Source organism: Bradyrhizobium sp. BR2003 (genome assembly GCF_009720285.1).
GTDB classification, from domain to species: Bacteria; Pseudomonadota; Alphaproteobacteria; order Rhizobiales; family Xanthobacteraceae; genus Bradyrhizobium; species Bradyrhizobium elkanii.
The window spans coordinates 31,750-54,658 of the sequence record NZ_SMYJ01000039.1; the positions used below are offsets into that span (position 1 = coordinate 31,750).

The window sequence follows — 22,909 nt, forward strand, 5'->3', positions numbered from 1 at the left end:
CTAGCTGAACACGCCCTGGCGCGACGCCTTGGCGATGAAGGACGAAATCTGCGGCGTCGCGGCCTCGATATCGGCTTCGTATTTCAGCAGCACGTTGAGCGTGTCCTTGACGATCTCGTGGTCGAGCTCGCTGGCCTGCAGCAGCACCAGCACGCGCGCCCAGTCGATCGCCTCGCTGACCGAGGGCAGCTTCTTCAGGTCCAGCGAGCGGATCTCGTGGATGAAGCCGACCATCTGCTTGCGCAGGGTCTGCGAGATGCCGGGCACCCGGCTCTCGACGATGCGCTCCTCCAGCTTCTGCTCGGGGAAACCGATGTGCAGATGCAGGCAGCGCCGCTTCAAGGCGTCGCCAAGATCGCGCTCGCTGTTCGAGGTCAGGATCACGGTCGGCGGCGCCACCGCGGAGACAGTGCCGAGCTCGGGGATCGTGACCTGGAAGTCCGAGAGGATTTCCAGCAGCAACGATTCGAATTCGGCATCCGACTTGTCGATCTCGTCGATCAGCAGCACGCAGCCGGCGGGCTGCTCCAGTGCCTGCAACAGCGGCCGCGGCTCGACGAATTCCTTGGAGAAGAACACGTCGCCGAAGGTGTGGAGCTGGTCGAGCGCAGCGGCCAGCGACTGCGCGCCGCCGAGCACCTCGCCGAGCTTGTCCTTCAGGATCTGGGTGTAGAGCAGCTGCTTGGCGTATTTCCACTCATACAGCGCCTTGGCCTCGTCGAGGCCCTCATAGCATTGCAGGCGGATCATCTTCATGCCGCGCCAGGCGGCGATCGCCTTCGCCAGTTCGGTCTTGCCGACGCCGGCAGGGCCTTCGACCAGGATCGGCTTCTCGATCTGCTGCGACAGATAGACCGCGGTCGCGATCTGCCGGCTCGCAATATAGCCTTGTGCGGCGAGGCCGCTCTCCACGGCCTCGATCGAGGCGGTGGGCCTGGTGTCAGCCACGAGGATCAGCTCCGGATTTGCCTTGAACTCGGACCTGTTCTGCGCCCGTTGCGGACAAAGCACAAGGCTCGTTTGGCCCGCAAAGGCATGGCGTTAGCGCAATGGTTCCGGGGTATTTCCGCCGAGCGCAATACCGAGCGTGAGCGCGTAGCCCGGATGGAGCGCAGCGAAATCCGGGAGGCCTTTCCCCGGATAGTGTCCCGGATTTCGCTGCGCTCCATCCGGGCTACGAAACGCTCAACCTGCGCAGCTCTTCACGAAATCCTTGCGCTGAGGGCCGGTGATCTTCTGGTCGATCGCCTGCTTCAGGCAGTCGAGACGCGCCTGCGCCATGCAGAGCTGCATCTGGTCGTGCCGGTCCTGGCCCTTCAGCGCCTTCGCCGCGCTCTGGCAGGCCGCGCGCTTCGCGCCGGGCACGGGCGCCGCCGTCGACGTGCTCTGTTGTGCGGGAGCTGCCGCCGGCGCTGTTGCGGGGGCCGGTGTTGTCTGCGCGAGCGCTGCAGCCGAGATCAGCAGCGAACCAGCCGAGACAAGGGCGACGACAAGAGGTTTCATGGGAAGTGCCTCCGCAAGGCATGATCCGGAGAAGGGGACGTCGGCTTTCCGGAACGTCATGCTCAGACCAGGAAAGGGGTCACGATGCGATCGCGCCGTGACCCAGGGGGAGGCCGACGATTAGAAGCCGCCGCGTGAATGCGGCATGAATAGCCGCGTAATCCGCTTCACCTCAGCGTGAGGCCGGTTGCGGCTTCAAGTTCGCCGATCGCCTGCGCGGCGTTCGCGACCTTGATCGTGGTCATGTCCATCTCGCGCGCCGGCTTCAAATTGACGCCGAGATCGTCGAGATAGACGCAGTTCTTCGGGTTCACCTGCAGCGTCGCCACCATCATCTGGTAGATGCGCGGGTCGGGCTTGCGCAGGCCGATCTTCGCGGACTCGATGACGTGGTCGAACAGCGCCATCACCTCGGCGACATAGAGCGTGCGTCCGCTGCGGCTGCCGATCGCATTCGCCGGCAGATTGTTGGTGATGCAGCCGGTCCTGAATTTCGCCTTGATGCGCTTCAGCGCCTCGACCATTTCGGGGCGCAGGTCGCCGGAGAGCAGCGGCAGCACGTCCTTGCCGCGCACCTCGGCACCGAGCGCCTTCGATTCCGTCGCGAACAGCGCGTCGAACGCGTCGATATCGATCTCGGCGCGCTCGAACCTGGCCCAGGCGTTCTCGAGATGATTGGCGGCGTTGGTGCGGCGGATGATGTTGATCGGCAGGCCGCGCTCGGTCTCATAGCGCGCGAATGCCTCGAACGGCGAGGTGGTCAAGACGCCGCCGAAATCCCATATCACTGCTTCGATCATCAAAGTCCTGCCCGTTGCAAAGCGGCGGCTTCGCCTCGGTTCGTCCGGCCGATTGCAGGACAACAGGGAAACGCGCGTCCAGCCTTCTTTATTGGAATTGCCGCCGATCAGGCAAGCCGCCAGTTCGCGGCAAAATCCGCCAAGCGGAACCAGCTCACCAGACCATCGGCACCAGGCGATAGCGCACCCGCGCGAGATATTCGGCATAGCCGTCGAGCTCGGCGGTCAGCATCCGCTCCTCCATCAGCGACCGCAGGCCGAGCAGCGCCGCCATCACGGGCACGATGGCAAGGCCATACCAGGATCCCAGCAGCAGCGGCGTGCCGACATAGGTCAGGAGGCCACTGGCATAGATCGGATGCCGCACATAGGCGTAGGGTCCGGTGGTCACCGCCGCATGCCCGCGCTCGCGCTGGATCTTCACGACCGGCGCGGCGTAGCTGTTTTCCCGGTAGGTCCGGTAGACGATGGAGAACGATGCCGCGATCATCACGGCGCCGGCGCATTGCAGCCAGAAGGGGACGAGCGATGTCTGGTAGCGGACTGCGTCGAGCGCCATCAGCGGCAGCCATGTCAGCCAAAGCAGCGGCATGATCGTCGTGATGACGCGGTCCCATCCGGCCTGGCCTCGCGCGGTGCGCCGCTCCGCCAGCAACCCCGGATCGTGCCGGGCGAGCCAGGCCTCGGTGATCAGCCCGCCGATCGTGATCTCGAGCAGGAACGTCCAGGCGCCGGCCCATCGCAGCGTGCCGGCCGCGAGAAACAGGAACGTGCCGAGACCGACAGACGCGAAGGCGGCGCGGCGCAGATTGATGCGAGGGGGATTGCCGTTCTCGTTCATGTTTCTCTCCGGCGGACGGCAACGGCCGCGCCGCCGGATCGGGCGGGCCGTTGCGTGCGCGGTTGCGGATCGCGGCCTGCTCGGCGCGCAAAGCCGATTACGGTCTGCGGGTCCAGTTTCGCGCCTGTCCGGAATAGACCTTGCTTGGCAGCGCCCGCGCCGCGGGATCGAGCAGGATCTTCATCGCGGTGTTGAGCCGCTCCTCCGAATGCGGCGAGCCATCGTGGCGCATCTGCTGCGGAGCCCCGGGGCCCTGCGGCGGCGCCAGATAGGTCGGCGTCGTCGGCGGAGCGGGGGTGGTGGCGATCTTCGGACGGGCGACCAGAGCGGCCTCCATCGGGCGCCGCGCCTGGGCCATGCGTGACGCTGCGGAAGGTGCTTCCGCCGGCGGCGGCGAGGCGGCGCTGTCGGATCCGGATTTGCGGGGCGGTCTTGCCATGGCATCGGCTCCATAGGTTCGGTGATGACGACGACGTCAGGATTTGTCTTCGTCGGATGTGTTGCGTTTGGCGATGATCGGGTTGCGGTCGCTGATCGCGGCGATCAGCGAGGCGTGGCTCACGACTGACGACACGACGATCTTGCCGGATGGCTCGATCCGGCGACCGTTCTGCTGCTGTTGCTGTGGGCTCCTGGCGGTGGACTTCTGCATCATGTCGGCCTCCTCGAAGGTGGGGTGGGGCCCGACAGCGCCGGGCCCCGAGTTTGGCGATCAGATGCCGAAAGCACCGAGGACGCCCGGCAGTGCCTGCGCGACGGTGCCGAGGACTTCGCCCCAGCCCTGCGGGTTGACCGACCCGTTGGTCGCCACGTCGGCAATCCGCTTCGGACCGCGCTCGATGCCCTCACACTGGATCGGGCTACGCACGCTGCCGAAGGTCTCAAAGTCGTTCCTTGCGTACATGTTCAGCTCCTTCTTTCGGTTTGAATTGACGGCAACTACGGGAGGTGGGCACCGACCGGGGCAGCCGTCGCTGGACGTCGCCCAGGGGATCGCTCATCGCGTCGATCCCCTCGACCACGTGACGCATTCGCGCCACGTTCTGATCTCCTCCGGACGCAGAGGAGCAATCGCGTCAATAGACCTGCCACTGCCGCAGCGGTCCGACCGCCACCGGCACTACGTCGCTCACGTCGATCGTGTACTGATAGACTTCGCGCGCCTGGGTCAGGACTTGGGTCGGATTGAAGAAGCGGTAAGTCACGTCGTGACAAACCGAGTCCGGGCGGCAGATGACGCTCTGGTCGACCTCGACGGTATCGAGCCGCAAGCCCTTCTTGGCGACGTCGGTGAAGATCTTCCGCGTGTTGTAGGCATTCATCGCGGAATAGTTCAGCGCGCGATCCTGCGGCGAGAGGCCGACATTGCGGAACTCGTTGTAGATCCGCTCGAGGAAGCCTTCCGCGCCGGCCGGCCAGGTGTCGGGATCAGGTCCGAACAGCGTGTAGAGATCCCACTGATAGAAGCCGCGCCAGTCGGTCACCAGCGTCGGCACGACGGTCCCGTTCAGGAGCTTCGTCGTGTTGGCGCTGTCGACCCAGCCGGCCATCGAAATCCGCGCAACACCGCCGCGCGGCGGGAAGGCCGGGGGCGTGGTCGGTGGCGTATCGTCGCCGCCGCGCGCTGCCGGGACCACGGTTCGGGTGTTCGATGGATCGTCATGCGAGACCTCCTGATGCCAGAGCGCCAGGATCAGCGCGGCGAAGAATCCGAGACCGAACACATCGAGCGGCTTGACTGCATAGATCGGGATCGAGTCGATCGTCATCGTCCAGATGATGGCATCGGCGTCCGGGAAGTTGTTGCCGGAGCCGCTCGGTGTCGCGCTCTCACCTTCGGCCTGGTTCAACAGATAGCGCGCCATGATCGCCGGATTGTACGGCGCCGAAGTATCGCCGGAGCGGTCGCGCTCCGGTCCGAACGCCGGATCGCCGCGTCCGATCAGGCTGTCGCGCCAATTGGCGATAGCCTGCACGAAGTAGTCGAGGCGCGCCTCCTTGCCGAAGTCGTAGAACAGCCGGCCGATCGGGAACGCGAGTTGTCCGGTGGATTCCGCCGCGGCGCCCTGCGGACGCAGGCCGCCGCCACAGCCGCAGCTCTTCTCGCTGGTACGAACCGCAGGGCCTTCGTACATCGGCAGCGCTTGTGGCATCGCGACGGGAAGCGCGTTGCTCGGCATCAGCGCAGGCAGCTGCTGCGGCTGCAGCCAGGCCTGCGGCATCATTCCGGCCGCCGGCATTGCCATCTGCGGCATCATCATCGGCGGCATGACGATCTGCGGTGCCGGCGTCGGCATCCAGACCATGTCACCGCCTGCATGTGGGGCGTGATACGGATAGGGCGCCGGCGCTGCGATCGGCGCGGCGGCGACGCCGTGATCAACGGGCGCGGCGACGGCCGCAGGCGCTGCCGGCGCAGCAGGCTGCGCTTCGCTTGGCATGATCCCGGCGCTGCTGCGCAGGACCGAGCCGTCCGGCCCGAATATGCGCGGAGCCGATGGTGCAGACATTGCTGATAGATCTCCCATGGAACCCTCTCTGGTTGCAGTTGGCTGAGCGGCGGATGACGGTTGGACGAAAGGGCGCGCGGACACTCCCCGGAAATGGGGAGTCGCGGCCGTGGCACCCGACGGCATGACGGCGTCCGCCTGCTCGCCAAGCAGGGCGGCGACAGCCGCGGGAATATCGAGTCGCCCGGCGAGACAGCGCGAGGCGCCGCCGTCGCTGCGGCAGGGCACCGCGCTTTCGAGCAGTGCGGCACGGACGGCTTGCGGATCAGCCTTGCGTCCGGTCTGGCGCAGGCATGAGAGCAGCAGGGCGACGACGCCGGTGACGATCGGCGCCGCGAAACTCGTTCCGGAGCGCAGGCTGACATTGCGGACCGGCGAGGCGCCGGCGATGTTCTCGCCCGGCGCGAGGATGCCGTTCTCGAGATAGGCGTCGCCGAAATTGCTGAAGGGCAGCGGATTGCCGGCCGGATCGCACGCGCCGACCGCAAGCACCGAAGCGAGGCTGCCCGGCACCTGGACGCAGCGGCATCCGTCATTACCTGCAGCGGCGACGATCAGCTTGCCTGCGCGTTCGCAGGCGCGGACCGCGTCGACCAGAATACGATCGGCCTGGCCGGTCGCGGACTGCTGGCCGCTGCTGATATTGATGACGTCGGCACCGGCGGCGAGCGCCTGGTTGATCGCGAGCGCCAGGATGCTTTGCGAGGACGGCTCGATCTGCCCGGAGACATTCTCGCGATAGATCGAGAACACGGTCGCGCTGCAATTCGGCGCGACGCCGAGCACCGGACTGCCGGGCGTACCCATCAGCACGCTTGTGACATGCGTGCCGTGCTCGGACTGGATCATCGGCGAAGCCGGTGCAACGAACTCGCCGCCGCTGGCGACGCGGGCCTGCCGGAGCGAAGGATGATTGAGATCGACGGGGCCGTCGATGATCGCGATCTTCACCGCGGGGTCGCCGCCCGACGTTTTCTGCCACAAGGCAGCCAGACCAGCGATGTCGGCAACTGGATTCATGAAATCTATCCCGACCGGCCTGCCGCAAATCCGTGCAGCCGATCCGTCTTCCGCGGCAGTTTGCTTTCACGCAGCGATCCAGCAGAGCGGCATGTCGTTGCGTTGCTGCAGTTGTGGCAGCTATGACGCCTAAGGCCTATTCGCCGCGGTGGATCAGAAAGGATCGAGCCGACGATACGGATCGATCGGTCCATGAGATCGATCCTGCGCCTCGGACGATCGATCGAAGGGTTTAGTCGAGACCGATCTCGCCGCACCATTGTGCGTGCCTGGGCAGACATACGCTTGCATCTGCGCGCGACTGCGCGTCGGCCGAACACGGAATTCAGGATGTTGATGTCAGTCGAGCTCGCGGGCCCGATCGGGGATCGCTGCCGATGATGCGATCCACGGTGCTTCGCGCACCCGTCGCATCGCCTGTGCCCGGCGCGGCAGGCCGAGCTTCTGCAGCACGTGATGGACGTGGTGCTTGACCGTCGCAAGGCTGAGATTGAGATCGCGCGCGATCTCCTTGTTCGACATGCCTTGTCCGATCAGCTTGAGAACCTCGCCTTCGCGGCGCGTCAGTCCCTGGTCCGCGTCGATCGTATCCGTCTGACGTTCCATGCAGAACAGCGCGCGCAGCAGGCCGCCGGAAATCTCGGCGCTGCAGGCGAGCCGCCCCGATGCCACGTCCGACAGCGCGCGGCAGAGCTCATCGAAGCTGGCGTTCCGGGAGATGTAGCCGCTGAAACCGGCCCGGCCGCAGCGGACCACGTCGCGCCGATCCTCGTTGAGGCCGAGCGCCACCAGCGCGACATCCGCATGCTCGCTGGCAATCACGCGGACTTCGTCGAGATCGATACCCTGTGTGACGTCGATCAGAATGACATTCACACTGCCGGTCTCGAGGGTCTCGCGCAGGCCGGCGAGATCGGACACCGCCGCCGCAATCGCAAACTCGGCGTGGTTCTGGAAACTCGAGGTAAGCCCCTCGCTGAACAGCCTGATCGGCGTGACGACCGCTATCCTCATCATTATCCTCTAACTCAACGAAATGGCGGATGGAAACGCCGTGTTGAGATCAACGGCACCGGCATCCAGAAAGTCATGAAAGTAAGTATGCGATATGCTGCCGGAGGTTGTATTAGTATCGCGCCGAAATTACGGCCCCGATGCAGGCAATCAAGAGACGCAGTTCACATTGGAGCGTCGTTCGGACAGCGAGGCGCGCGATCGGGTGTGTTACGTTCGCGACAAGACGGCGGCGCGTCGCACATGCACGCGATGGCGGTGCTGGATTCCGGCGGCGACTTCAACGCCGTAGTGATCGACGCCTAGATATTTAGACAATTGACGCATGCAGGCCTGGATGCTCTGTACAATATTGCGTGTTCTCCAGAGCGGGGTGCGAGCGACGCAATGCCGCGGCTCGAATGGGCTCGATTCAGAAGCAGACCGACGGGGTTCCATGGCGAGCGTAATTCGAGCGACGGCTTTTCTTAGCCTGTTGGTGGCAACGCCGGCGCTGGCCATCGTCGGCGGCGGCGCGCCGTCGACGGATGGCGTTGCGCGCTCCGTCGTCACCATCGTCGGCTCGCGCGGCAATTTCTGCACCGGCGCGCTGATCGCACCGAAGGTCGTGCTGACCGCGGCGCATTGCGTGCAGCCCGGCGCCGATTACAAGATCGTCGAATATGGCGCGGACAGGCAGCCGAAGCTGCAGGACGTCAGGACGGTTGCGATCCATCCCGGCTTCCGGATGCAGGCTATGACCAATCATGTCGCGACCGCCGATGTCGCGCTGCTGCAGCTTGCGGCGCCGGCCGCAGGCAAGGCGCCGGCCGCGCTCGGCATGCCAAACATTCCGATCCAGGTCGGCGGCCGCTTCACCATCGCGGGCGTCGGCGTCACCGTGCGCGGTGACGGCAAAAGCGGTGGCGCCACGCGCGTCGCCGGCCTGATCGCGAGCGGCAAGCCCGGCACGTTGCAGATCCGTCTCGTCGATCCGGTCGGGCAGGGTTTGCGCGAAGGGCTCGGGGCCTGCACCGGCGATTCCGGCGCGCCGGTGTTCGAGGACAAGCAGGGCGGCCCCGCGATCGTCGGCGTGGTGAGTTGGTCGACGGGGCCGAACGGCGCCGCCGGCTGCGGCGGCATCACCGGCGTGACGCCGCTGACACTTTATCGCGACTGGGTGATGCAGACCGCGCGGCAGTGGGGTGCGAGCTTTTAACGTGCACGCTGCTAGAACCGCTAACGCGCTCAGAGTTCCGTCATCCTTGAGGAGCCGCGAAGCGGCGTCTCGAAGGATCGACGGCCACCAGCTGGGCCGTGCATCCTTCGAGGCTCGCTCCGCTCGCACCTCAGGATAACGGAACGTAGAGCGTGCGCCGAACCTAATGCCCCGCGGCCTTGTTCGCGGCGGCGTTGTTCAGCACGATCAGGCCGTCGACGGCGACGCCGAGCTTGCTGTTGATCAAGAACGGGTTGACGTCGATCGAGGCAATGCGGCCGTTGGCGTCGGCCATCAGGTTGGAAAGACCGACCAGCGCCTTCACCGCCGACGGCTCGTGCAGCGCCGGCTTGCCGCGATAGCCCTTCATCTTCACGCCGGCCTTGGTCCTGGCGATCAGCTCCTTGGCCTCGGCGGCGTCGAGCGGCGCGCCGGCGAGCGCGACGTCCTTCATCAGCTCGATATCGACGCCGCCGGTGCCGAACAGCACGACGGGGCCCATCTCGGCGTCGAGCGAGGCGCCGACCACGAGCTCGAGGTCGGCCTTGACCTGCTGCGCAATCAGGATGCCTTCTAGCTTCGGCTTGCCCTTCAGCTTCTTCACCCGCGCGGTGATGTCGTTGAACGCCTTCTTCACCTCGGCCGCGTTGCCGAGGTTCAGCACCACACCGCCGACATCGGATTTGTGCAGGATGTCCGGGCTGACCACCTTGGCGACCACCGGGAAGCCGATTTGCTTGGCGATCTTCACCGCCTCCGCCGCGGTCTGCGCGACCTCTTCCTTTGAGATCGGGATGCCATAGGCCTTGAGCAGCTTCTTCGAGGCGACCTCATCGAGCGCGGCGGCGCCGTTGGCGGCCTTCAGCGTCTTCTCCAGCACTGCGCGCGCCGATGCCGTCGAGCTCGACGCGATGTCGGGCACCTCCTTACGCAGGCCGGCATATTCGATCAGCGACTTGATCGCGCCGACCGCGCGGTCGAGGCCCTGCATGACCGCGATATCGGGCAGCGACTTGCGCAGTCCCTTGGTGAATTCGGTGAAGCCGATCGACATCGCGCTGATATAGATCACAGGCTTGTTGGCCTGACCCGCCATCTCGTTGACGATGCGCAGATTGCGCTCGCGCAGCTCGTGCGGCGCCTTCGGCAGCTCGGCATCGATGACGACGATATCGGTGTCGGGATCGTCGATCATGATCTTGATCGACTTCATGTAGACGGAGGGATCGACCACCGCGGCAAAGCCCGCGTCGAGCGGGTTGCCGACGATGCTGCCGGGTCCGAGCATCTTCGCCAGCTGCTCCGATGCGTTCGGGCTCAGCGGCGCAAAATTCAGCCCGGCGGAATAGAACGCGTCGATCAGAAGGCCGCGCTTGCCGCCCGACAGCGACACCGCCGCGAGGCGATTGCCCTTCGGCGGATCGGCATGGACGAAGCACTCGGTGGTTTCGATCAATTCATCCAGCCCGCGCACCCGGATCACGCCTTCGCGGGTCGAGATCGCATCGAAGGTCTCGATCGAGCCGGCGAGCGCGCCGGTATGCGCCATCGCCGCAGCGCGGCCGCCTTCGGAGGCGCCGAGCTTGAGCGCGATTACCGGCTTGCCGGCGGCGCGCGCGGCCTTGCAGGCATCGCGGAACACTTTCGTGTTCCTGACGCCTTCGAGATAGACCACGATGACGCGGATGCTCGGATCGGCGGCGAAATAGCTCATCAGGTCCGGGGTCTCGAGGCCGGATTCGTTGCCGGTCGTGACCATGTAGCCGACGCCGACGCCACGATCCTCCAGCGCCTGGCGGATCGCCATCACGATCGCGCCGGACTGGCCGGCGATCGCCACCGCGCCCTGCTCCATGGTGACGATGCGGTCGTCGATATTGGTGAACAGGTTTTCGCCGGCGCTGAGATTGCCGAGGCAATTCGGACCGGTGACCGCAAGCCCGGTCTCCTTGATCGCCTGCTTCAGCTCGACTGCGAGCCGCTGGCTCTCTTCATCCTGCAGCTCGCTGAAGCCTGACGTAACGATGGTCGCCGAGCGTGCGCCGGCCGCGGCCGCATCGCGGATCACCTGTACGGCAAAGCGGGCCGGCACCAGAACCAGCACATGGTCGGGCTTTTCGGGAAGGCTGGCGAAGTCCTTGTAGCAGGTGACGCCCCAGATCGCTTCGCGCTTGGCGTTGATCGGATAAAGGCCGCCGGCGTAGCCGTATTTGACCAGATTGTTCCAGATCCGTTCGGCGTAATTGCCGGGCTTGTCGGTGGCACCGACCAGCACGATGTTGCGCGGATGCAGCATCGCGTGGATGCTCTTGACGATATCGCTGGCGTCAGCGGGCGGCGCCCATTTGTGGGACACATGAGACGCGGTGCTAGCGAAAGCTTCCATGGAGCCTGCCCTTATCCTTGTTGTCGTTGTTTCCTGTGGCCACGGCGGATCACCGTGAGGCGCGCGATTTTTCATTGTTTTTATGGCGAGGAAAAGGGGGTAGCAACTCATGCTGGCGCAGGTCAGGGCACCGCGCGCAATATCCCGGCAGGCGCAAAATTGATTGCATATCAGGAACCCGATTCGCGCGGGCGCGAATCCGTTTCGGTCAAGGTCGCGTGCAACAGATAACGATCGGGCCCCGATGTCAGCGCATCGAATGGCCAGCAGGTCGATAGCACAAGTTCATGTCGGTCAGTATTCGGATCGACCCCCGATTGATCGAAGCGGACCACCGAGCTGCGATCAGCCCGATAGCGAAACATCTTGCCGTCGCTTCGTGTGACGTCGATCTCGTCACCGATTGTGACATCCCTGAGAAAGCGAAAATGCGTGTCGCGGTGCGCGGAATAGACCGCCACGCCCCGCTCGCCGGGATCGACGGTCTGTTCGACATGGCCGGGGCCGAACGCCAGCGCCTGGCCGCTGCTGCCGGCAAGCGCAATCGCGGACGCGTGCAGGCGCTTCACCTCGATCCGCGCCACCGGCCAGGTATCGGCCCAGCTCCACGGCTTCACCGGCTGGCCGGTCGCGATGCTCTGTGCGAAGGCGCGCTCCAGCAGCACCTGCGCGAGCAGCGCCTTGGCGTGGATATAGGTGCCCTGGCCGAACAGGATCAGGCCGATGAGGGCGAAGGCGAGGGGTGGAATGAAGCGGGGCATGTTGAGCCTCTGATGTCGTTCTGAGGCGATGCGCAGCATCGAACCCGGAATCTCGAGATTCCGGGTCTGGTCCTTCGGACCATCCCGGAATGACGCGATAGTTGGAAAGCTGCGCGCGCGGCCCTTGGGGGACGGGTGGAAGGCCGCGCGCGCTCTTGAAGGAGGAGGTTGGGGGGCACCTCCTCCTTTCATCCGACGTCATTGGGGCGACGTCTGACGCCGGCTGAACACCAGGAGGAGAAGGCTGACCGTGAGCAGGATCACGCCCGCGATCATCTTCAGCTCCGCATCGGTCGCGGTCTTCGGCAGCTGGATCGTGCCGGGAGCTTGCGTTGCAACCGGTGACCGCTTCAGCGCAGCGAGCTGCACCTTGCCGTCGCCACCGACGGCGCGCCGCTCGCCCGGGACGGCCGGCAGACTCGGGCGCTCGCCGAACAGCTTCGCGAAATCCCAGCCGGCGGGCAGGTTGAGCGGGAGTTCGCTCAACTTCAGCGGCTCGCCTTCGGGGCGGCTCGGCGTCTTGTCGACCGCGACAAGGCTGGTCAGCCGCGTCACGAGCTGATGCTCCAGCGCCAGTGCGAGGATGGTCTTGTCGGCGTCCTCGGGGCTCTCCTGTCGCGTGGTGCGCGCCACCTCGGCATCGGCGATCTTGCGGCGCGCCCACAGTTTCGACAGGCCCTTGCCTTCAGCTGCATTCGCGAGCGGCAGCGTCACGCTCCACGGACGGTCGCCGATGCGGCCCTTGATCTCGACCGAGCCGGTCAGCTTGTCGAGCCTGGCGGCCAGCACCAGCGGCTCGTCGCGATAGACGTCGGGCGGTGCCGACGGCGTCAGGTCGGCCGTCGCCTCCGAGAATTTCGCCGAGAGGTTCGTCACCGCCGGGTTCTCGAGCTTGGCGAACAGGCCGCGCATGCGTTCGTCGACCTGCTCGACCGAGCCGATATGGGTGAAGGTGCCGCGGCCGAGCTCGGCAGCGCGCGTCATCAGATAGGTATTCGGCGCCGAGCCGATCCCGACCATGAACACGCGCGAGCGGCCGCGCAGTGCGCTGATGGTCTCGAACAATTGCTGCTCGTTGCCGATCGCGCCGTCGGTCAGGAATACGACCTGGCGGACGTAATTGGCGTCGTCGTGGTTGGTGTCTGACAGCGCCGCGCGCATCGCCGGCACCATCTCGGTGCCGCCGCGGGCCTGCAGCGCGCTGACGAACGCCGTCGCGTTGCCGATATTGGCGCTGTTTGCCGCGACCGGTGTCGGGAACAGCGTGTCCATGGTGTCGTCGAACCGGATCACGTTGAAGCGATCGATCGGCTGCAGGCGACCGAGCGCGTAAGTCAGGCTCGCCTTGGCCTGGATGATCGAGGTGCCGCCCATCGAGCCGGAATTGTCGATCACGAAGATCACCTCACGTGGCAACGGCTTCTGCTGCGCCTGCTCGACCGACGGCGGGGTGACGAAGGCGAGCAGATAGTCGGAATTGCCGACATGCTCGCGGAACAGCCCGACCGACGGCGCCTTCTCGGCGGCCGGCTTCCAGGTCAGCTCGAAATCACGATCGGCCGGCACCGGGCCTTTGGCGAACTTGACGATGCGCGTGGTGCTGTCGGGGCTCTCGATCCTGACCTGGTGGAAATGACTCTTCACCTCGCCGAGCGGGAAGCCGGCGTTGAGGTGCACCGTGACGTTGGTTGGATTGACCGGCGCATTCTCCGCCGGATCGAGCACTTGCGACGCAATGCGGTCGCGGTCCGGCACGGGATCGGTTGACGTGGCGCCCCAGCCGTTGCCGTCGGCGCGAAGGTCGACGGTCTGCATCACCGGGCGCGGATTGTAGCGCGGGCCGACCACCATCGGCACCCGCAGCGAGAATTCGCTGCCGTTCTGCTGCACCGGCTCCTGATACTCGATCTGCACCAGCACGGTTTCGCCGGGGCCGATATTGGCGACCGAATTGGTGAAGATGTTGGGCCGCTCCTGTTCGGTGAGCGCGGCCTTTTGGCCGTTCTGCTTGGCCTGCTCATAGATGGCGCGAGCCTGCTGCCGCTCCTTGATGTCGCCGACCACGACGCGGTCGCCGACCACCATCTTCAGCGTGTCGACCGCGCCGCCCGCCGGCAGCGGATAGACATAGGTCGCCTCCACCCAGTCCTTGGTCGGGTTGCGGAAGATCTGCGTGACGCGGGCGCGGACCGTCGGGCCGGATACCGTGAGGTCGACGTCAATGCCGAGCCTGAGTGCGTCCCTGTAGCCGTCGTCGGTCTTGAACAGCAGTGAGCCGGAGCGCGCATCGCTTGGCCGCAGCACCGCCTGTTGCGGCAGTTCGGCCGACCACACCGGATCGAAACTCACGAATAAGGCCGCAAAGCCGATCACCAGCGCGGCCACACCTTCCACCAGGAAGAACAGCGCAATGCGCATCCTGCGCGACAGGCGGATCCGCGGGCTGCTCTCACATGCATCGTAAATCGTCATTTTCGTCACTCCCGAGCGAGGCTTTCGCTGCCTCGCGATCATGGAGAACGGTGGTTTTGGCGCGAGCAGAATGATCGGCAATGATTGGCCGCCGTCCGGCGCGGCCCGCCGTCGCGGGATGCGGGTTTGTGCGGTTTTGTGATGGATTGTCCGGTCTGCTAGACTGCGTAGATTCATGGGGAACCCGCGCAGGAATACGATGTCGACGCCTGACAAGCAGCTGTCCGCCGAGCAGAGCCGGCAGGTCGCGGAGACCATTCGCGAGGAAATCGCGCGCCGTCGCATCTCGCGGCAGACACTGGCCGAGCAGGCCAAGCTCAGCCTCTCGACGCTGGAGAAGGTGCTCGGCGGCCGCCGCCCGTTCACGCTGGCAACCACCGTGCGGCTGGAGCAGGCGCTGGGTGTGTCCCTGCGCAAGCTGCCGGAGACGATCACGATGGCCGCACCCGCCAATGGCGGGATCGCGCCCGACAGCCTCGGATCCTATTCCCGCCGCGCGGTGGCGCGGATCGAGGGCACCTACATCACGGTGCGTCCGTCCTTCGGCGAACAGGGCGCGCTCTACGCCTATCGCACCGAAATCGCCTGGGACGAAGCGGCGTCATCGCTCGGCTTTCGCGAGGGCGAGAGGCAGGATGCCGATTACACCCAGTATGGCGAGGTGGCGGTGCCTAATGAATCCGGCTTCGTCTACCTCGTGACCAACCGACACGGCCAGCATCGCGTGATCACGGTGTCGCGCCCGCGCAATTCCGGCGAGATGTACGGCATCATCACGACCTTGCTCGCCGGCCGCGGCTCGCTGCTGACGCCGGTCGCCGCGCCGATCGCGTTCCTGCCGGTGAAGAACGTGCCCAAGCCGAGCCTCGGCCGGGTGTCGGCGGATGACGCGAACTACGCCGCCTATCGCGAGCATCTGCGTCGGACGATCGACGAGCCGTTCGCGATCTTCTTGCCGGGATGACGGTGAGAGTGCTCCCGAAACGACGAAGCCGCCCGGACGGGCGGCTTCGCGATAGCATTTGCTCGAGCGGCTGGCGCTAGCCGCCGGTCTCGGCGCTGATGATGTCGCCGAACAGCTCCCACTGCCCATTCTTGAACTGCATCATCTTGAGCTGCTCGACCGGAGCGAAGTCGGTCGCGCTGGTGTTGATCCGGATGCCGGGGATCAGCGTATCGGGCGTGAAGTCCTTCAGGCTGGCGGCCTGCTTCATCACGTTCTCACGCGTCAGGTTGTCGCCGGCCTGCTTCAGCACCTGCACCATGGTTTGCGCCGCAGCGTAACCATAGACCAGATTGGCGTCGGCGAGATTGGCGCCCGGCATGTACTTCTCGGCGAAGGCCATGAACTTCTTCATGCCCTCGTCATTTTTCCATTGCGGATCGGACGCGTCCTTCAAATAGCCTGCCGACAGCACGCCTTCCGAGGCCTCGAGCCCGGCGGGTTTCATGACCGCGCCGATCGAGATCGAGACGTCGGTCATCACCTGCATCGGCTTCCAGTTGAGCTCGGCGATCTTCTTGATGGCCTGCGCCGCGAATTTCGGCGTCGAGATGTTGACGAATACGTCGGCGCCAGTGTCCTTCAGCTTGACGATGTGGGAGTCGATCGACGGTTCGGTGGTCTCGTAGCTCTCTTCGGCGACGATCTTGACGCTCGACTTTTCGAGAATCTCCTTCAAGCCGACCAGGTAGTCCTTGCCGAAATCGTCATTGGCATAGAAGATCGCGACCTTGGCGTCCGGCTTGGCCTTCAGGATGTACTTGCCGAAGATCCGCGCCTCGACGCGATAGCTCGGCTGGAAACTCATGGTCCAACGGAAATCCTTCGGATCGTTCCACTTGCTGGCGCCGGTGGCGAGGAAGAGCTGCGGCACCTTCTTGGCGTTGTGATACTTCTGTACCGCGGTCTGGGTCGGCGTGCCCAGCGCGTTGAACACCAGGAACACTTCGTCGCTCTCGATCAGCTTGCGGATCTGCTCCACGGTCTTCGGCGGCGAGTAGCCGTCGTCATAGGAGATCCAGTTGATCTTGCGGCCGTTGATGCCGCCCTGGTCGTTGATCATCTTGAAATAGGCTTCTTCGGTCTTGCCGATGACGCCGTAGGCGGAGGCAGGACCGCTATAGGCCTCGACATTGCCGATCTTGATCTCGGTGTCGGAGGCGCCGGTATCATATTTCTTTTGAGCAAAGGCGGCCTGGGTGGAGAGCAGGCAGAGTGCCGTGGCGGCTGCCAGCAGCGGCAGTGTTGTTGTTTTCATAAAGGCAATTTCCTCGATTGATCTTGGTTGGGGACTTACGCAACGAACCCGCAGCCGATCCCGGCAGACGGCAACGGGGTAATCCTTGTCGCGGCGAATTCCGGAACGCGCGGCGCGCATCTGGCTCACGCCGCAGTATCGGTTGGCTTCGGCCGGCTGAATTGTTGCCGGAGTGTCGGCTTATGAATTTTGCCTGTCGCGTTTCGCGGCAGGACCTCGATGAATTCGATCAGGCGCGGGCACTTGAACCGCGCCAGATTGGCCTGGCAATGCGCGTGGACCTCGGCCGGGGTCAGCGAATGGCTTGGCTTCACGGCAATGATCGCCATGCCGACTTCGCCCCATTGCTCGTCGGGAATGCCGATCACAGCGGCCTCGGCGACAGCGGCCAGTTGATGCAGCACGCTCTCGACCTCGGCCGGATAGACGTTCTCGCCGCCCGAGATGTACATGTCCTTCCAGCGGTCGACGATGTAGTAGAAGCCTTCCTCGTCGATCCGCGTGGCGTCGCCGGTGTGCAGCCAGCCGTCGGTGAAGGAGGAGGCGTTGGCGTCCGGCCTGTTCCAGTAGCCCGGTGTGATGTTCGGGCCCTTGACCCAGAGTTCGCCGAGCTCGCCGACCGCGGCGTCGCTGCCGTCGGGCCGCACGATGCGGACCTCGGTGTGCAGCACCGGCTTCCCGGAGGAGCCGGCCTTGCGCGCGGCGTCCTCGCGGTCGAGCACCATCACCGCCGGCGAGGTCTCGGTCATACCGTAGCCCTGCTGCAGCGCGACGCCGCGCGCCTCCCAGGTCTTGAGCAACGGCACCGGCATCGGCGCGCCGCCGACGCCGCCGATGACGAGGCGGCTGAAATCCGCTGACGCGAAGGCCGGATGCTGCGCCATGAACTGGTAGATCGCGGGCACGCCGAAGAACACGTTGATGCCCTGCAAGGGATCGCCGATCAGCTTCAGCGCCTCGCCGGGATCGAAGGCGCGCATGATCAGCACGGTGCCGCCGGCATGCAGCACCGGGTTGGTGTAGCAATTCAGTCCGCCGGTGTGGAACAGCGGCAGCACCGTGAGCAGCACCGAGGCCGGCGAGATGTAGGCGGGGCCGCCGAGATTGACGCAATTCCAGAACGTCATCCCATGCGTGATGATCGCGCCCTTGGGCTGGCCCGTCGTCCCCGAGGTGTACATGATGGTCGAGATGTCGTCGAGCATGACCTCCTCGAACCGTTCGAGCGGCGCGGCTGCCGCAATGCCGGCCTCATAGGCGCCGCCCGGGCCGAGCCTCACGGTCGCAGCGACATTGCAGAGCTTTGCCACCGCAAGCGCGGTCTCGGCGAGGTCGTCGTCGTGGATCATCACGACAGGCGCGGCGTCGCCGGTGATGTAGCGCAGTTCGGGAACGGTGAGACGGGTGTTGAGCGGCAGGAAGATCGCGCCGATCCGGAAGCAGGCGAACTGCACTTCCAGCGTATCCGTCGTGTTCAGCGCCAGCACCGCGACGCGGTCGCCGCGGGCGACCTTCAGCCCGTCGCGCAGCCAGGCGGCGAGCCGCGACACGCGGGCGTCGAGCTCCGCATAGCTGAAGCGGCGTCCGCTGGCGAGATCGACAAGCGCCATCTTGTCCGGCGTGCGCCGGCGATGATGCGCGATCCAGTCGTAATAACGAACCGGCAAATTTCCCTCCTCCGGAACGGCAGTCTTGCGCCGCCTGTTCCTGGCTCAATTGATGCCATGAATTGGCAGTGGAGGCGGCGTATTAGGATACTGTCTTGCGTTTAGTGGCTGGCAGGTCGTCGGACCGGACGCCGGCACCGATGGCAGCCACTCGACGCAAGTGAACCGGGAAAAATCCGGACATCGTCGAAGGGAAGAATCAACGGAGCATGCGGATGGCAAACCCGTTCTACACCGGCGAGCATGAGGCCTTTCGCGAGGTGATGCGGCGCTTTGTTGCCAGGGAAATCGAGCCTTATGCCCATCAATGGGACGAAGACGGCGAGTTTCCGCGCGAGCTCTATGCCACGGCATCCGCGATCGGGCTGCTCGGCCTCGGCTTCCCGGAAGAGTATGGCGGTATCGCCGCCGACCAGTTCATGAAGATCGTGGCTTCGCAGGAGCTGGCGCGGGCCGGTGCCGGCGGCGTCTCCTCGAGCCTGATGAGCCACACCATCGGCTCGCCGCCGATCGCCCGCGCCGCACGGCCCGAGGTCAAGGCGCGGGTGCTGCCGGAGGTGCTTGCCGGCAAGAAGATCTCCGCGCTCGCGATCACCGAGCCAAGCGGCGGCTCCGATGTCGCGAACCTGCGCACCAAGGCGCGGCGCGACGGCGATCATTACGTCGTCTCCGGCGAGAAGACCTTCATCACCTCGGGCATGCGGGCCGACTATCTGACGGTTGCGGTGCGTACCGGCGGCGAGGGCCCCGGCGGGGTCAGCCTGCTGCTGATCGAAGGCAATACGCCGGGCCTCTCCCGCACCAAGCTGAAGAAGATGGGCTGGTGGGCGTCGGATACCGCGACACTTCATTTCGACGAATGCCGCGTGCCGGTCGAGAACCTGATCGGCGAGGAGGGCCAGGGCTTCAAGATCATCATGCAGAACTTCAACAGCGAGCGCATGGGCATGGCGGCGAGCTGCACCGCCTATGCGCGCGTCTGCCTCGACGAGGCGGTCGCCTATGCCAAGGAACGCAAGACGTTCGGCAAGCCGATCGCCCAGCATCAGGTGATCAGGCACAAGATCGTCGACATGGCGCAGAAGGTGGCAGCCTCGCAGGCGATGCTGGAGATGCTGGCGTGGCGGCTCGGCCAGGGCGAAAGCCCGGTCGCCGAGATCTGCATGATGAAGAACCAGGCGACCCAGACCATGGCGCACTGCGCCTCCGAGGCGGTGCAGATCTTCGGCGGCGCCGGCTTCATGCGCGGCGTCAAGGTCGAGCGCGTCTACCGCGAGGTCAAGGTCAACGCAATCGGCGGCGGCACCGAGGAGATCATGAAGGATCTCGCGTCGCGGCAGATGGGGCTATGAGTGAGCCGCGGTACGCACCCTCCCCCTGAAAGGGGGAGGCAGGGTGGGGGTCATGCCGCGCGCTCGACTGCCGGTCTGACCCCACCCGGCCCGCTCGGCGTTGCCGGGCGTGCCGACCTCCCTTTTTCAGGGGGAGGTGAGAAGGAAAAGTCATTCCGGGACGCGCGCCAGCGCGAACCCGGAATCCAGAGGTAGTGGATCGAGATTCCGGGTTCGATGCTTCGCATCGCCCCGGAATGACAAAGGATAGTTCGAGAACATGCTCTTCACCGCCGACCACGACGAACCACGCCGCGCTCTACAAAAGTTCATCGCGGCCGAGATCAACCCTCATGTCGACGAATGGGAGAAGGCCGACATCTTCCCGGCGCATGAGCTGTTCAAGAAGCTCGGCAATCTCGGCTTCCTCGGTCTCAACAAGCCGGTCGAGTTCGGCGGCCAGGGGCTGGATTATTCCTACGCGCTGATGATGGCCGAGGAGCTCGGCGCGATCACCTGCGGCGGCGTGCCGATGGCGATCGGGGTCCAGACCGACATGGCGACGCCGGCGCTGGCGCGGTTCGGCTCCGACGAGGTGCGGCGCGAATTCCTGGTGCCCGCGATCGCCGGCGACCAGGTTGCGTGCATCGGCGTCTCCGAGCCCGGTGCCGGCTCCGATGTCGCCTCGATCAAGACCCATGCCCGCTCCGACGGCGACGACTACGTCATCAATGGCGGCAAGATGTGGATCACCAACGGCACCCAGGCCGACTGGATCTGCCTGCTCGCCAACACCAGCGACGGTCAGGTCCACCGCAACAAGTCGCTGATCTGCGTGCCCATGAAGACCCAGGGTGTGCAGGTCGCGCGCAAGCTCGACAAGCTCGGCATGCGCTCCTCCGACACCGCGCAGATCTTCTTTGACAATGTCCGGGTCCCCAAGCGCAACCGGATCGGCGAGGAGGGCCAGGGCTTCACCTACCAGATGATCCAGTTCCAGGAGGAGCGGCTGTGGGGTGCGGCGGCCTGCCTGAAGGCGCATGAATTCATCATCAACGAGACCATCGACTACACCCGGGGCCGCAAGGCGTTCGGCGGCTCGATCCTCGACAATCAGGTGGTGCACTTCAAGCTCGCGGAGATGCAGACCGAGGTCGAGCTGCTGCGCTCACTGATCTATCGTGCCGGCGAGGCGCTGGTGGCCGGCGAGGACGTGACCCGGCTCGCGACCATGGCCAAGCTGAAGGCCGGCCGGCTCGGCCGCGAGCTCACCGATGCCTGCCTGCAATATTGGGGCGGCATGGGTTTCACCAACGAGACGCCGGTCAGCCGCGCCTATCGCGACAGCCGCCTGACCTCGATCGGCGGCGGTGCCGACGAGGTGATGCTGATGGTATTGTGCAAGATGATGGGCACGCTGCCCGGCATGAAGCAAAAGGGAAACGCCTGATGATCACGCTCTATCACTGCGACGCCGCGCGCTCGTTCCGTCCGCTGTGGATGCTGGAGGAGCTCGGGCTTGCCTATGAGCTGAAGATGCTGCCGTTCCCGCCACGGGTGTTCGCCAAGGAATATCTGGGCATCAATCCGCTCGGCACCATCCCGTTCATGATCGATGGCGAGACCAGGATGACGGAGTCGTCAGGCATCTGCCATTACCTCGGCACCAAATACGGTCCGACGCCGCTGATCGTCGGCGTCGACGAGCCGGCTTATGGCGCGTTCCTGAACTGGATGTATTTTTCCGACGCGACGCTGACCTTTCCGCAGACGCTGGTGCTCCGCTACAGCCAACTCGAACCGGAGGAGCGGCGCAACCCGCAGGTCTCGGGCGATTATGCAAAGTGGTTCCTGGGCCGGCTGCGCGCGGTGGAAGCTGCCGCCGCGAAGTCGGAATTCCTCTGCGCGGAACGCTTCACGGCGGCCGACATCACGAACGGCTACGCGCTGCGGCTTGCCAGCAATATCGGCCTCGCCAAGGATTTCGGGCCGAATGTCGCGGCCTATTGGGTGCGGCTACAGCAGCGCGACGGCTACCAGCGCGCGGTGGCGGCGGAGCAAAAAGCCGGGCAGGAACAGAACGTTGCGCCGCGGGCGCGGCCGTAGATTTTCCGTCGTTCCGGGGCAATGCGCAGCATTGAACCCGGAACCTCGAGATTCCTGGTTCGATGCGTCGCATCGCCCCGGAATGACGACTCTTCGCGTCGGTGACAGTTTGCGAATTTGCGTTATGGTAGCTCCGCCGCAGCGGCCCAAAGAGCCGCGCGAGGAGGAACCGCCATGGACGCGATCGTGGACGCGAAGTGCCAGAGCTCCAGCCAGCAATCCGGTCACCGGATGCTGATTACGCCGGAACGGGTGTTCTATGCCGGGCTGCTCGGACGCCCGCGCGAGCGCTGCCCCGGCGCATTCCATGTCTATGTCGCGATCCGCGACGGGCTGCATCTGTCGACCAGCGACGGCCGCGAGTCGCATGGCGAGCTCGCGGTGACGATGCCGAACCTGCGCCACACCATCACCAGCGAATATCGCTCGGCGATCTGCGTCGCGATCGAGCCGGAGAGCGTGCCCGACGGCACGCTTGAGGCGGTCGCCCGCCGTTTGCAAGGACCGGACTCTCATCTGTTCGCGAACCGGATTCGCAACGCCTATGCGACGCTCGCCGAGATGCAACACCGCGATGCGATCGCGAATGCCGAGTTCGATACCATGTGCTTCGGTGACGCGCTGCCGCAGCGTGTGCTCGATCCGCGTGTCGTGCGCGCGATCGGCCGCATCGGGCAGTTCTCCGGCGAGCCGGTGACCGCGGCAGGCTGCGCCGCCGAGGCCGGGCTATCGCCCTCGCGCTTCCTGCATCTGTTCAAGGAGGAGACCGGGATCTCGTTCCGCTCCTTCCGCGCCTGGAAGCGCGCGCGGCATCTGCTGCACTTCGCCAACCAGGACATCAACCTCGCGCATCTCGCGCAGGATATCGGCTATCCCGACTCGACGCATTTCAGTCACTCGATTCGTCGCTTCTATGGCTTGAAGCCGCGCGCGATCTTCTCCGGCTCGCGGGACCTTGCGATCTATCGCACCGGACAGGCGGCAAGCGAGCGCGCATTGACGTAACGATCCGTCGTCCTGGCGAAAGCCCGGACGACAC

General features: G+C 65.2%; 20 protein-coding genes. 6 read left to right on the forward strand and 14 right to left on the reverse strand.

All coding sequences use genetic code 11. The features are described 5' to 3' along the window. From E2I15_RS32550 to E2I15_RS32590, 9 genes are all read right to left on the reverse strand, one after another. Positions 1 to 948, reverse strand: a complete 948-nt coding sequence (locus tag E2I15_RS32550; RefSeq protein ID WP_021078095.1) for an AAA family ATPase — start codon at positions 946 to 948, stop codon at positions 1 to 3. Between the two features lie 237 nt (positions 949 to 1,185). After that, positions 1,186 to 1,503, reverse strand: a complete 318-nt coding sequence (locus tag E2I15_RS32555; protein WP_137482521.1) for a hypothetical protein — start codon at positions 1,501 to 1,503, stop codon at positions 1,186 to 1,188. A gap of 167 nt (positions 1,504 to 1,670) precedes the next feature. Then, positions 1,671 to 2,303, reverse strand: coding sequence for an HAD-IA family hydrolase (locus E2I15_RS32560; RefSeq protein ID WP_155262690.1), 633 nt, complete (start codon positions 2,301 to 2,303; stop codon positions 1,671 to 1,673). A gap of 154 nt (positions 2,304 to 2,457) precedes the next feature. Then, positions 2,458 to 3,144, reverse strand: a complete 687-nt coding sequence (locus tag E2I15_RS32565) for a methyltransferase family protein (RefSeq protein WP_137482520.1) — start codon at positions 3,142 to 3,144, stop codon at positions 2,458 to 2,460. A 97-nt stretch (positions 3,145 to 3,241) separates the two neighbouring features. After that, positions 3,242 to 3,583 carry a hypothetical protein gene (locus E2I15_RS32570; RefSeq protein ID WP_137482519.1) on the reverse strand — a complete coding sequence of 114 codons (342 nt, stop codon included), beginning with the start codon at positions 3,581 to 3,583 and terminating at the stop codon, positions 3,242 to 3,244. A 36-nt stretch (positions 3,584 to 3,619) separates the two neighbouring features. Then, a complete protein-coding gene (locus tag E2I15_RS32575; protein ID WP_137482518.1) occupies positions 3,620 to 3,799 on the reverse strand; it encodes a hypothetical protein in 180 nt (59 codons plus the stop codon). A 57-nt stretch (positions 3,800 to 3,856) separates the two neighbouring features. After that, positions 3,857 to 4,048 (reverse strand): hypothetical protein, encoded by a 192-nt coding sequence (locus tag E2I15_RS32580; RefSeq protein ID WP_137482517.1) that lies wholly within the window; start codon positions 4,046 to 4,048, stop codon positions 3,857 to 3,859. Between the two features lie 172 nt (positions 4,049 to 4,220). Continuing rightward, complete coding sequence (locus E2I15_RS32585) at positions 4,221 to 6,674, reverse strand: S8 family serine peptidase (RefSeq protein WP_137482516.1); 2,454 nt, start codon at positions 6,672 to 6,674, stop codon at positions 4,221 to 4,223. A 339-nt stretch (positions 6,675 to 7,013) separates the two neighbouring features. Then, complete coding sequence (locus tag E2I15_RS32590; protein WP_137482515.1) at positions 7,014 to 7,688, reverse strand: LuxR C-terminal-related transcriptional regulator; 675 nt, start codon at positions 7,686 to 7,688, stop codon at positions 7,014 to 7,016. A gap of 436 nt (positions 7,689 to 8,124) precedes the next feature. On the opposite strand from E2I15_RS32590, the gene E2I15_RS32595 reads away from it, so the two are divergent. Beyond that, on the forward strand, positions 8,125 to 8,886 hold the full coding sequence (locus E2I15_RS32595; protein ID WP_137482514.1) for a S1 family peptidase: 762 nt from the start codon (positions 8,125 to 8,127) through the stop codon (positions 8,884 to 8,886). A 163-nt stretch (positions 8,887 to 9,049) separates the two neighbouring features. On the opposite strand, the gene E2I15_RS32600 is transcribed toward E2I15_RS32595, so the two are convergent. The 3 genes from E2I15_RS32600 to E2I15_RS32615 form a co-directional block, all read right to left on the reverse strand. Next, positions 9,050 to 11,272 carry an acetate--CoA ligase family protein gene (locus E2I15_RS32600; RefSeq protein ID WP_137482513.1) on the reverse strand — a complete coding sequence of 741 codons (2,223 nt, stop codon included), beginning with the start codon at positions 11,270 to 11,272 and terminating at the stop codon, positions 9,050 to 9,052. Between the two features lie 170 nt (positions 11,273 to 11,442). Further along, positions 11,443 to 12,033 carry a class GN sortase gene (locus tag E2I15_RS32605; protein WP_137482512.1) on the reverse strand — a complete coding sequence of 197 codons (591 nt, stop codon included), beginning with the start codon at positions 12,031 to 12,033 and terminating at the stop codon, positions 11,443 to 11,445. Positions 12,034 to 12,231: 198 nt separating this feature from the next. Then, positions 12,232 to 14,451, reverse strand: a complete 2,220-nt coding sequence (locus E2I15_RS32615) for a marine proteobacterial sortase target protein (protein WP_422109883.1) — start codon at positions 14,449 to 14,451, stop codon at positions 12,232 to 12,234. A gap of 253 nt (positions 14,452 to 14,704) precedes the next feature. On the opposite strand from E2I15_RS32615, the gene E2I15_RS32620 reads away from it, so the two are divergent. Then, the gene (locus E2I15_RS32620) at positions 14,705 to 15,469 is read left to right on the forward strand and encodes a helix-turn-helix domain-containing protein (RefSeq protein WP_137482509.1); all 765 of its coding nucleotides are present in this window, start codon (positions 14,705 to 14,707) and stop codon (positions 15,467 to 15,469) included. Positions 15,470 to 15,545: 76 nt separating this feature from the next. On the opposite strand, the gene E2I15_RS32625 is transcribed toward E2I15_RS32620, so the two are convergent. Both E2I15_RS32625 and E2I15_RS32630 read right to left on the reverse strand, forming a co-directional pair. Continuing rightward, positions 15,546 to 16,766 carry an ABC transporter substrate-binding protein gene (locus tag E2I15_RS32625; RefSeq protein ID WP_137482508.1) on the reverse strand — a complete coding sequence of 407 codons (1,221 nt, stop codon included), beginning with the start codon at positions 16,764 to 16,766 and terminating at the stop codon, positions 15,546 to 15,548. 125 nt (positions 16,767 to 16,891) lie between these two features. Beyond that, the gene (locus E2I15_RS32630; protein ID WP_137482507.1) at positions 16,892 to 18,433 is read right to left on the reverse strand and encodes an acyl-CoA synthetase; all 1,542 of its coding nucleotides are present in this window, start codon (positions 18,431 to 18,433) and stop codon (positions 16,892 to 16,894) included. A gap of 215 nt (positions 18,434 to 18,648) precedes the next feature. Between E2I15_RS32630 and E2I15_RS32635 the strand changes: the two genes are divergently transcribed. The 4 genes from E2I15_RS32635 to E2I15_RS32650 all read left to right on the forward strand — a co-directional run bounded on the left by E2I15_RS32635 (position 18,649) and on the right by E2I15_RS32650 (position 22,875). Further along, entirely contained in the window at positions 18,649 to 19,785 is a 1,137-nt protein-coding gene (locus E2I15_RS32635; RefSeq protein WP_137482506.1) for an acyl-CoA dehydrogenase family protein, read from the forward strand. Between the two features lie 259 nt (positions 19,786 to 20,044). Then, complete coding sequence (locus E2I15_RS32640; RefSeq protein ID WP_137482505.1) at positions 20,045 to 21,214, forward strand: acyl-CoA dehydrogenase family protein; 1,170 nt, start codon at positions 20,045 to 20,047, stop codon at positions 21,212 to 21,214. Further along, positions 21,214 to 21,870: a glutathione S-transferase family protein gene (locus tag E2I15_RS32645; RefSeq protein ID WP_137482504.1), complete on the forward strand. Its 657-nt coding sequence runs from the start codon at positions 21,214 to 21,216 to the stop codon at positions 21,868 to 21,870. Before E2I15_RS32640 ends, E2I15_RS32645 begins: the two co-directional genes overlap by 1 nt. 174 nt (positions 21,871 to 22,044) lie before the next feature. After that, on the forward strand, positions 22,045 to 22,875 hold the full coding sequence (locus E2I15_RS32650) for a helix-turn-helix domain-containing protein (RefSeq protein ID WP_137482503.1): 831 nt from the start codon (positions 22,045 to 22,047) through the stop codon (positions 22,873 to 22,875). The last annotated feature ends 34 nt before the right edge of the window (positions 22,876 to 22,909 follow it).

Excerpts from the sequence above, each read along its gene's own strand:
- E2I15_RS32555 (WP_137482521.1), bottom strand. The coding sequence starts at position 1,503 with ATGAAACCTCTTGTCGTCGCCCTTGTCTCGGCTGGTTCGCTGCTGATC.
- E2I15_RS32560 (WP_155262690.1), bottom strand. The coding sequence starts at position 2,303 with ATGATCGAAGCAGTGATATGGGATTTCGGCGGCGTCTTGACCACCTCG.
- E2I15_RS32565 (WP_137482520.1), bottom strand. The coding sequence starts at position 3,144 with ATGAACGAGAACGGCAATCCCCCTCGCATCAATCTGCGCCGCGCCGCC.
- E2I15_RS32570 (WP_137482519.1), bottom strand. The coding sequence starts at position 3,583 with ATGGCAAGACCGCCCCGCAAATCCGGATCCGACAGCGCCGCCTCGCCG.
- E2I15_RS32575 (WP_137482518.1), bottom strand. The coding sequence starts at position 3,799 with ATGATGCAGAAGTCCACCGCCAGGAGCCCACAGCAACAGCAGCAGAAC.
- E2I15_RS32580 (WP_137482517.1), bottom strand. The coding sequence starts at position 4,048 with ATGTACGCAAGGAACGACTTTGAGACCTTCGGCAGCGTGCGTAGCCCG.
- E2I15_RS32585 (WP_137482516.1), bottom strand. The coding sequence starts at position 6,674 with ATGAATCCAGTTGCCGACATCGCTGGTCTGGCTGCCTTGTGGCAGAAA.
- E2I15_RS32590 (WP_137482515.1), bottom strand. The coding sequence starts at position 7,688 with ATGAGGATAGCGGTCGTCACGCCGATCAGGCTGTTCAGCGAGGGGCTT.
- E2I15_RS32595 (WP_137482514.1), top strand. The coding sequence starts at position 8,125 with ATGGCGAGCGTAATTCGAGCGACGGCTTTTCTTAGCCTGTTGGTGGCA.
- E2I15_RS32600 (WP_137482513.1), bottom strand. The coding sequence starts at position 11,272 with ATGGAAGCTTTCGCTAGCACCGCGTCTCATGTGTCCCACAAATGGGCG.
- E2I15_RS32605 (WP_137482512.1), bottom strand. The coding sequence starts at position 12,033 with ATGCCCCGCTTCATTCCACCCCTCGCCTTCGCCCTCATCGGCCTGATC.
- E2I15_RS32615 (WP_422109883.1), bottom strand. The coding sequence starts at position 14,451 with ATGCGCATTGCGCTGTTCTTCCTGGTGGAAGGTGTGGCCGCGCTGGTG.
- E2I15_RS32620 (WP_137482509.1), top strand. The coding sequence starts at position 14,705 with ATGTCGACGCCTGACAAGCAGCTGTCCGCCGAGCAGAGCCGGCAGGTC.
- E2I15_RS32625 (WP_137482508.1), bottom strand. The coding sequence starts at position 16,766 with ATGAAAACAACAACACTGCCGCTGCTGGCAGCCGCCACGGCACTCTGC.
- E2I15_RS32635 (WP_137482506.1), top strand. The coding sequence starts at position 18,649 with ATGGCAAACCCGTTCTACACCGGCGAGCATGAGGCCTTTCGCGAGGTG.
- E2I15_RS32640 (WP_137482505.1), top strand. The coding sequence starts at position 20,045 with ATGCTCTTCACCGCCGACCACGACGAACCACGCCGCGCTCTACAAAAG.
- E2I15_RS32645 (WP_137482504.1), top strand. The coding sequence starts at position 21,214 with ATGATCACGCTCTATCACTGCGACGCCGCGCGCTCGTTCCGTCCGCTG.
- E2I15_RS32650 (WP_137482503.1), top strand. The coding sequence starts at position 22,045 with ATGGACGCGATCGTGGACGCGAAGTGCCAGAGCTCCAGCCAGCAATCC.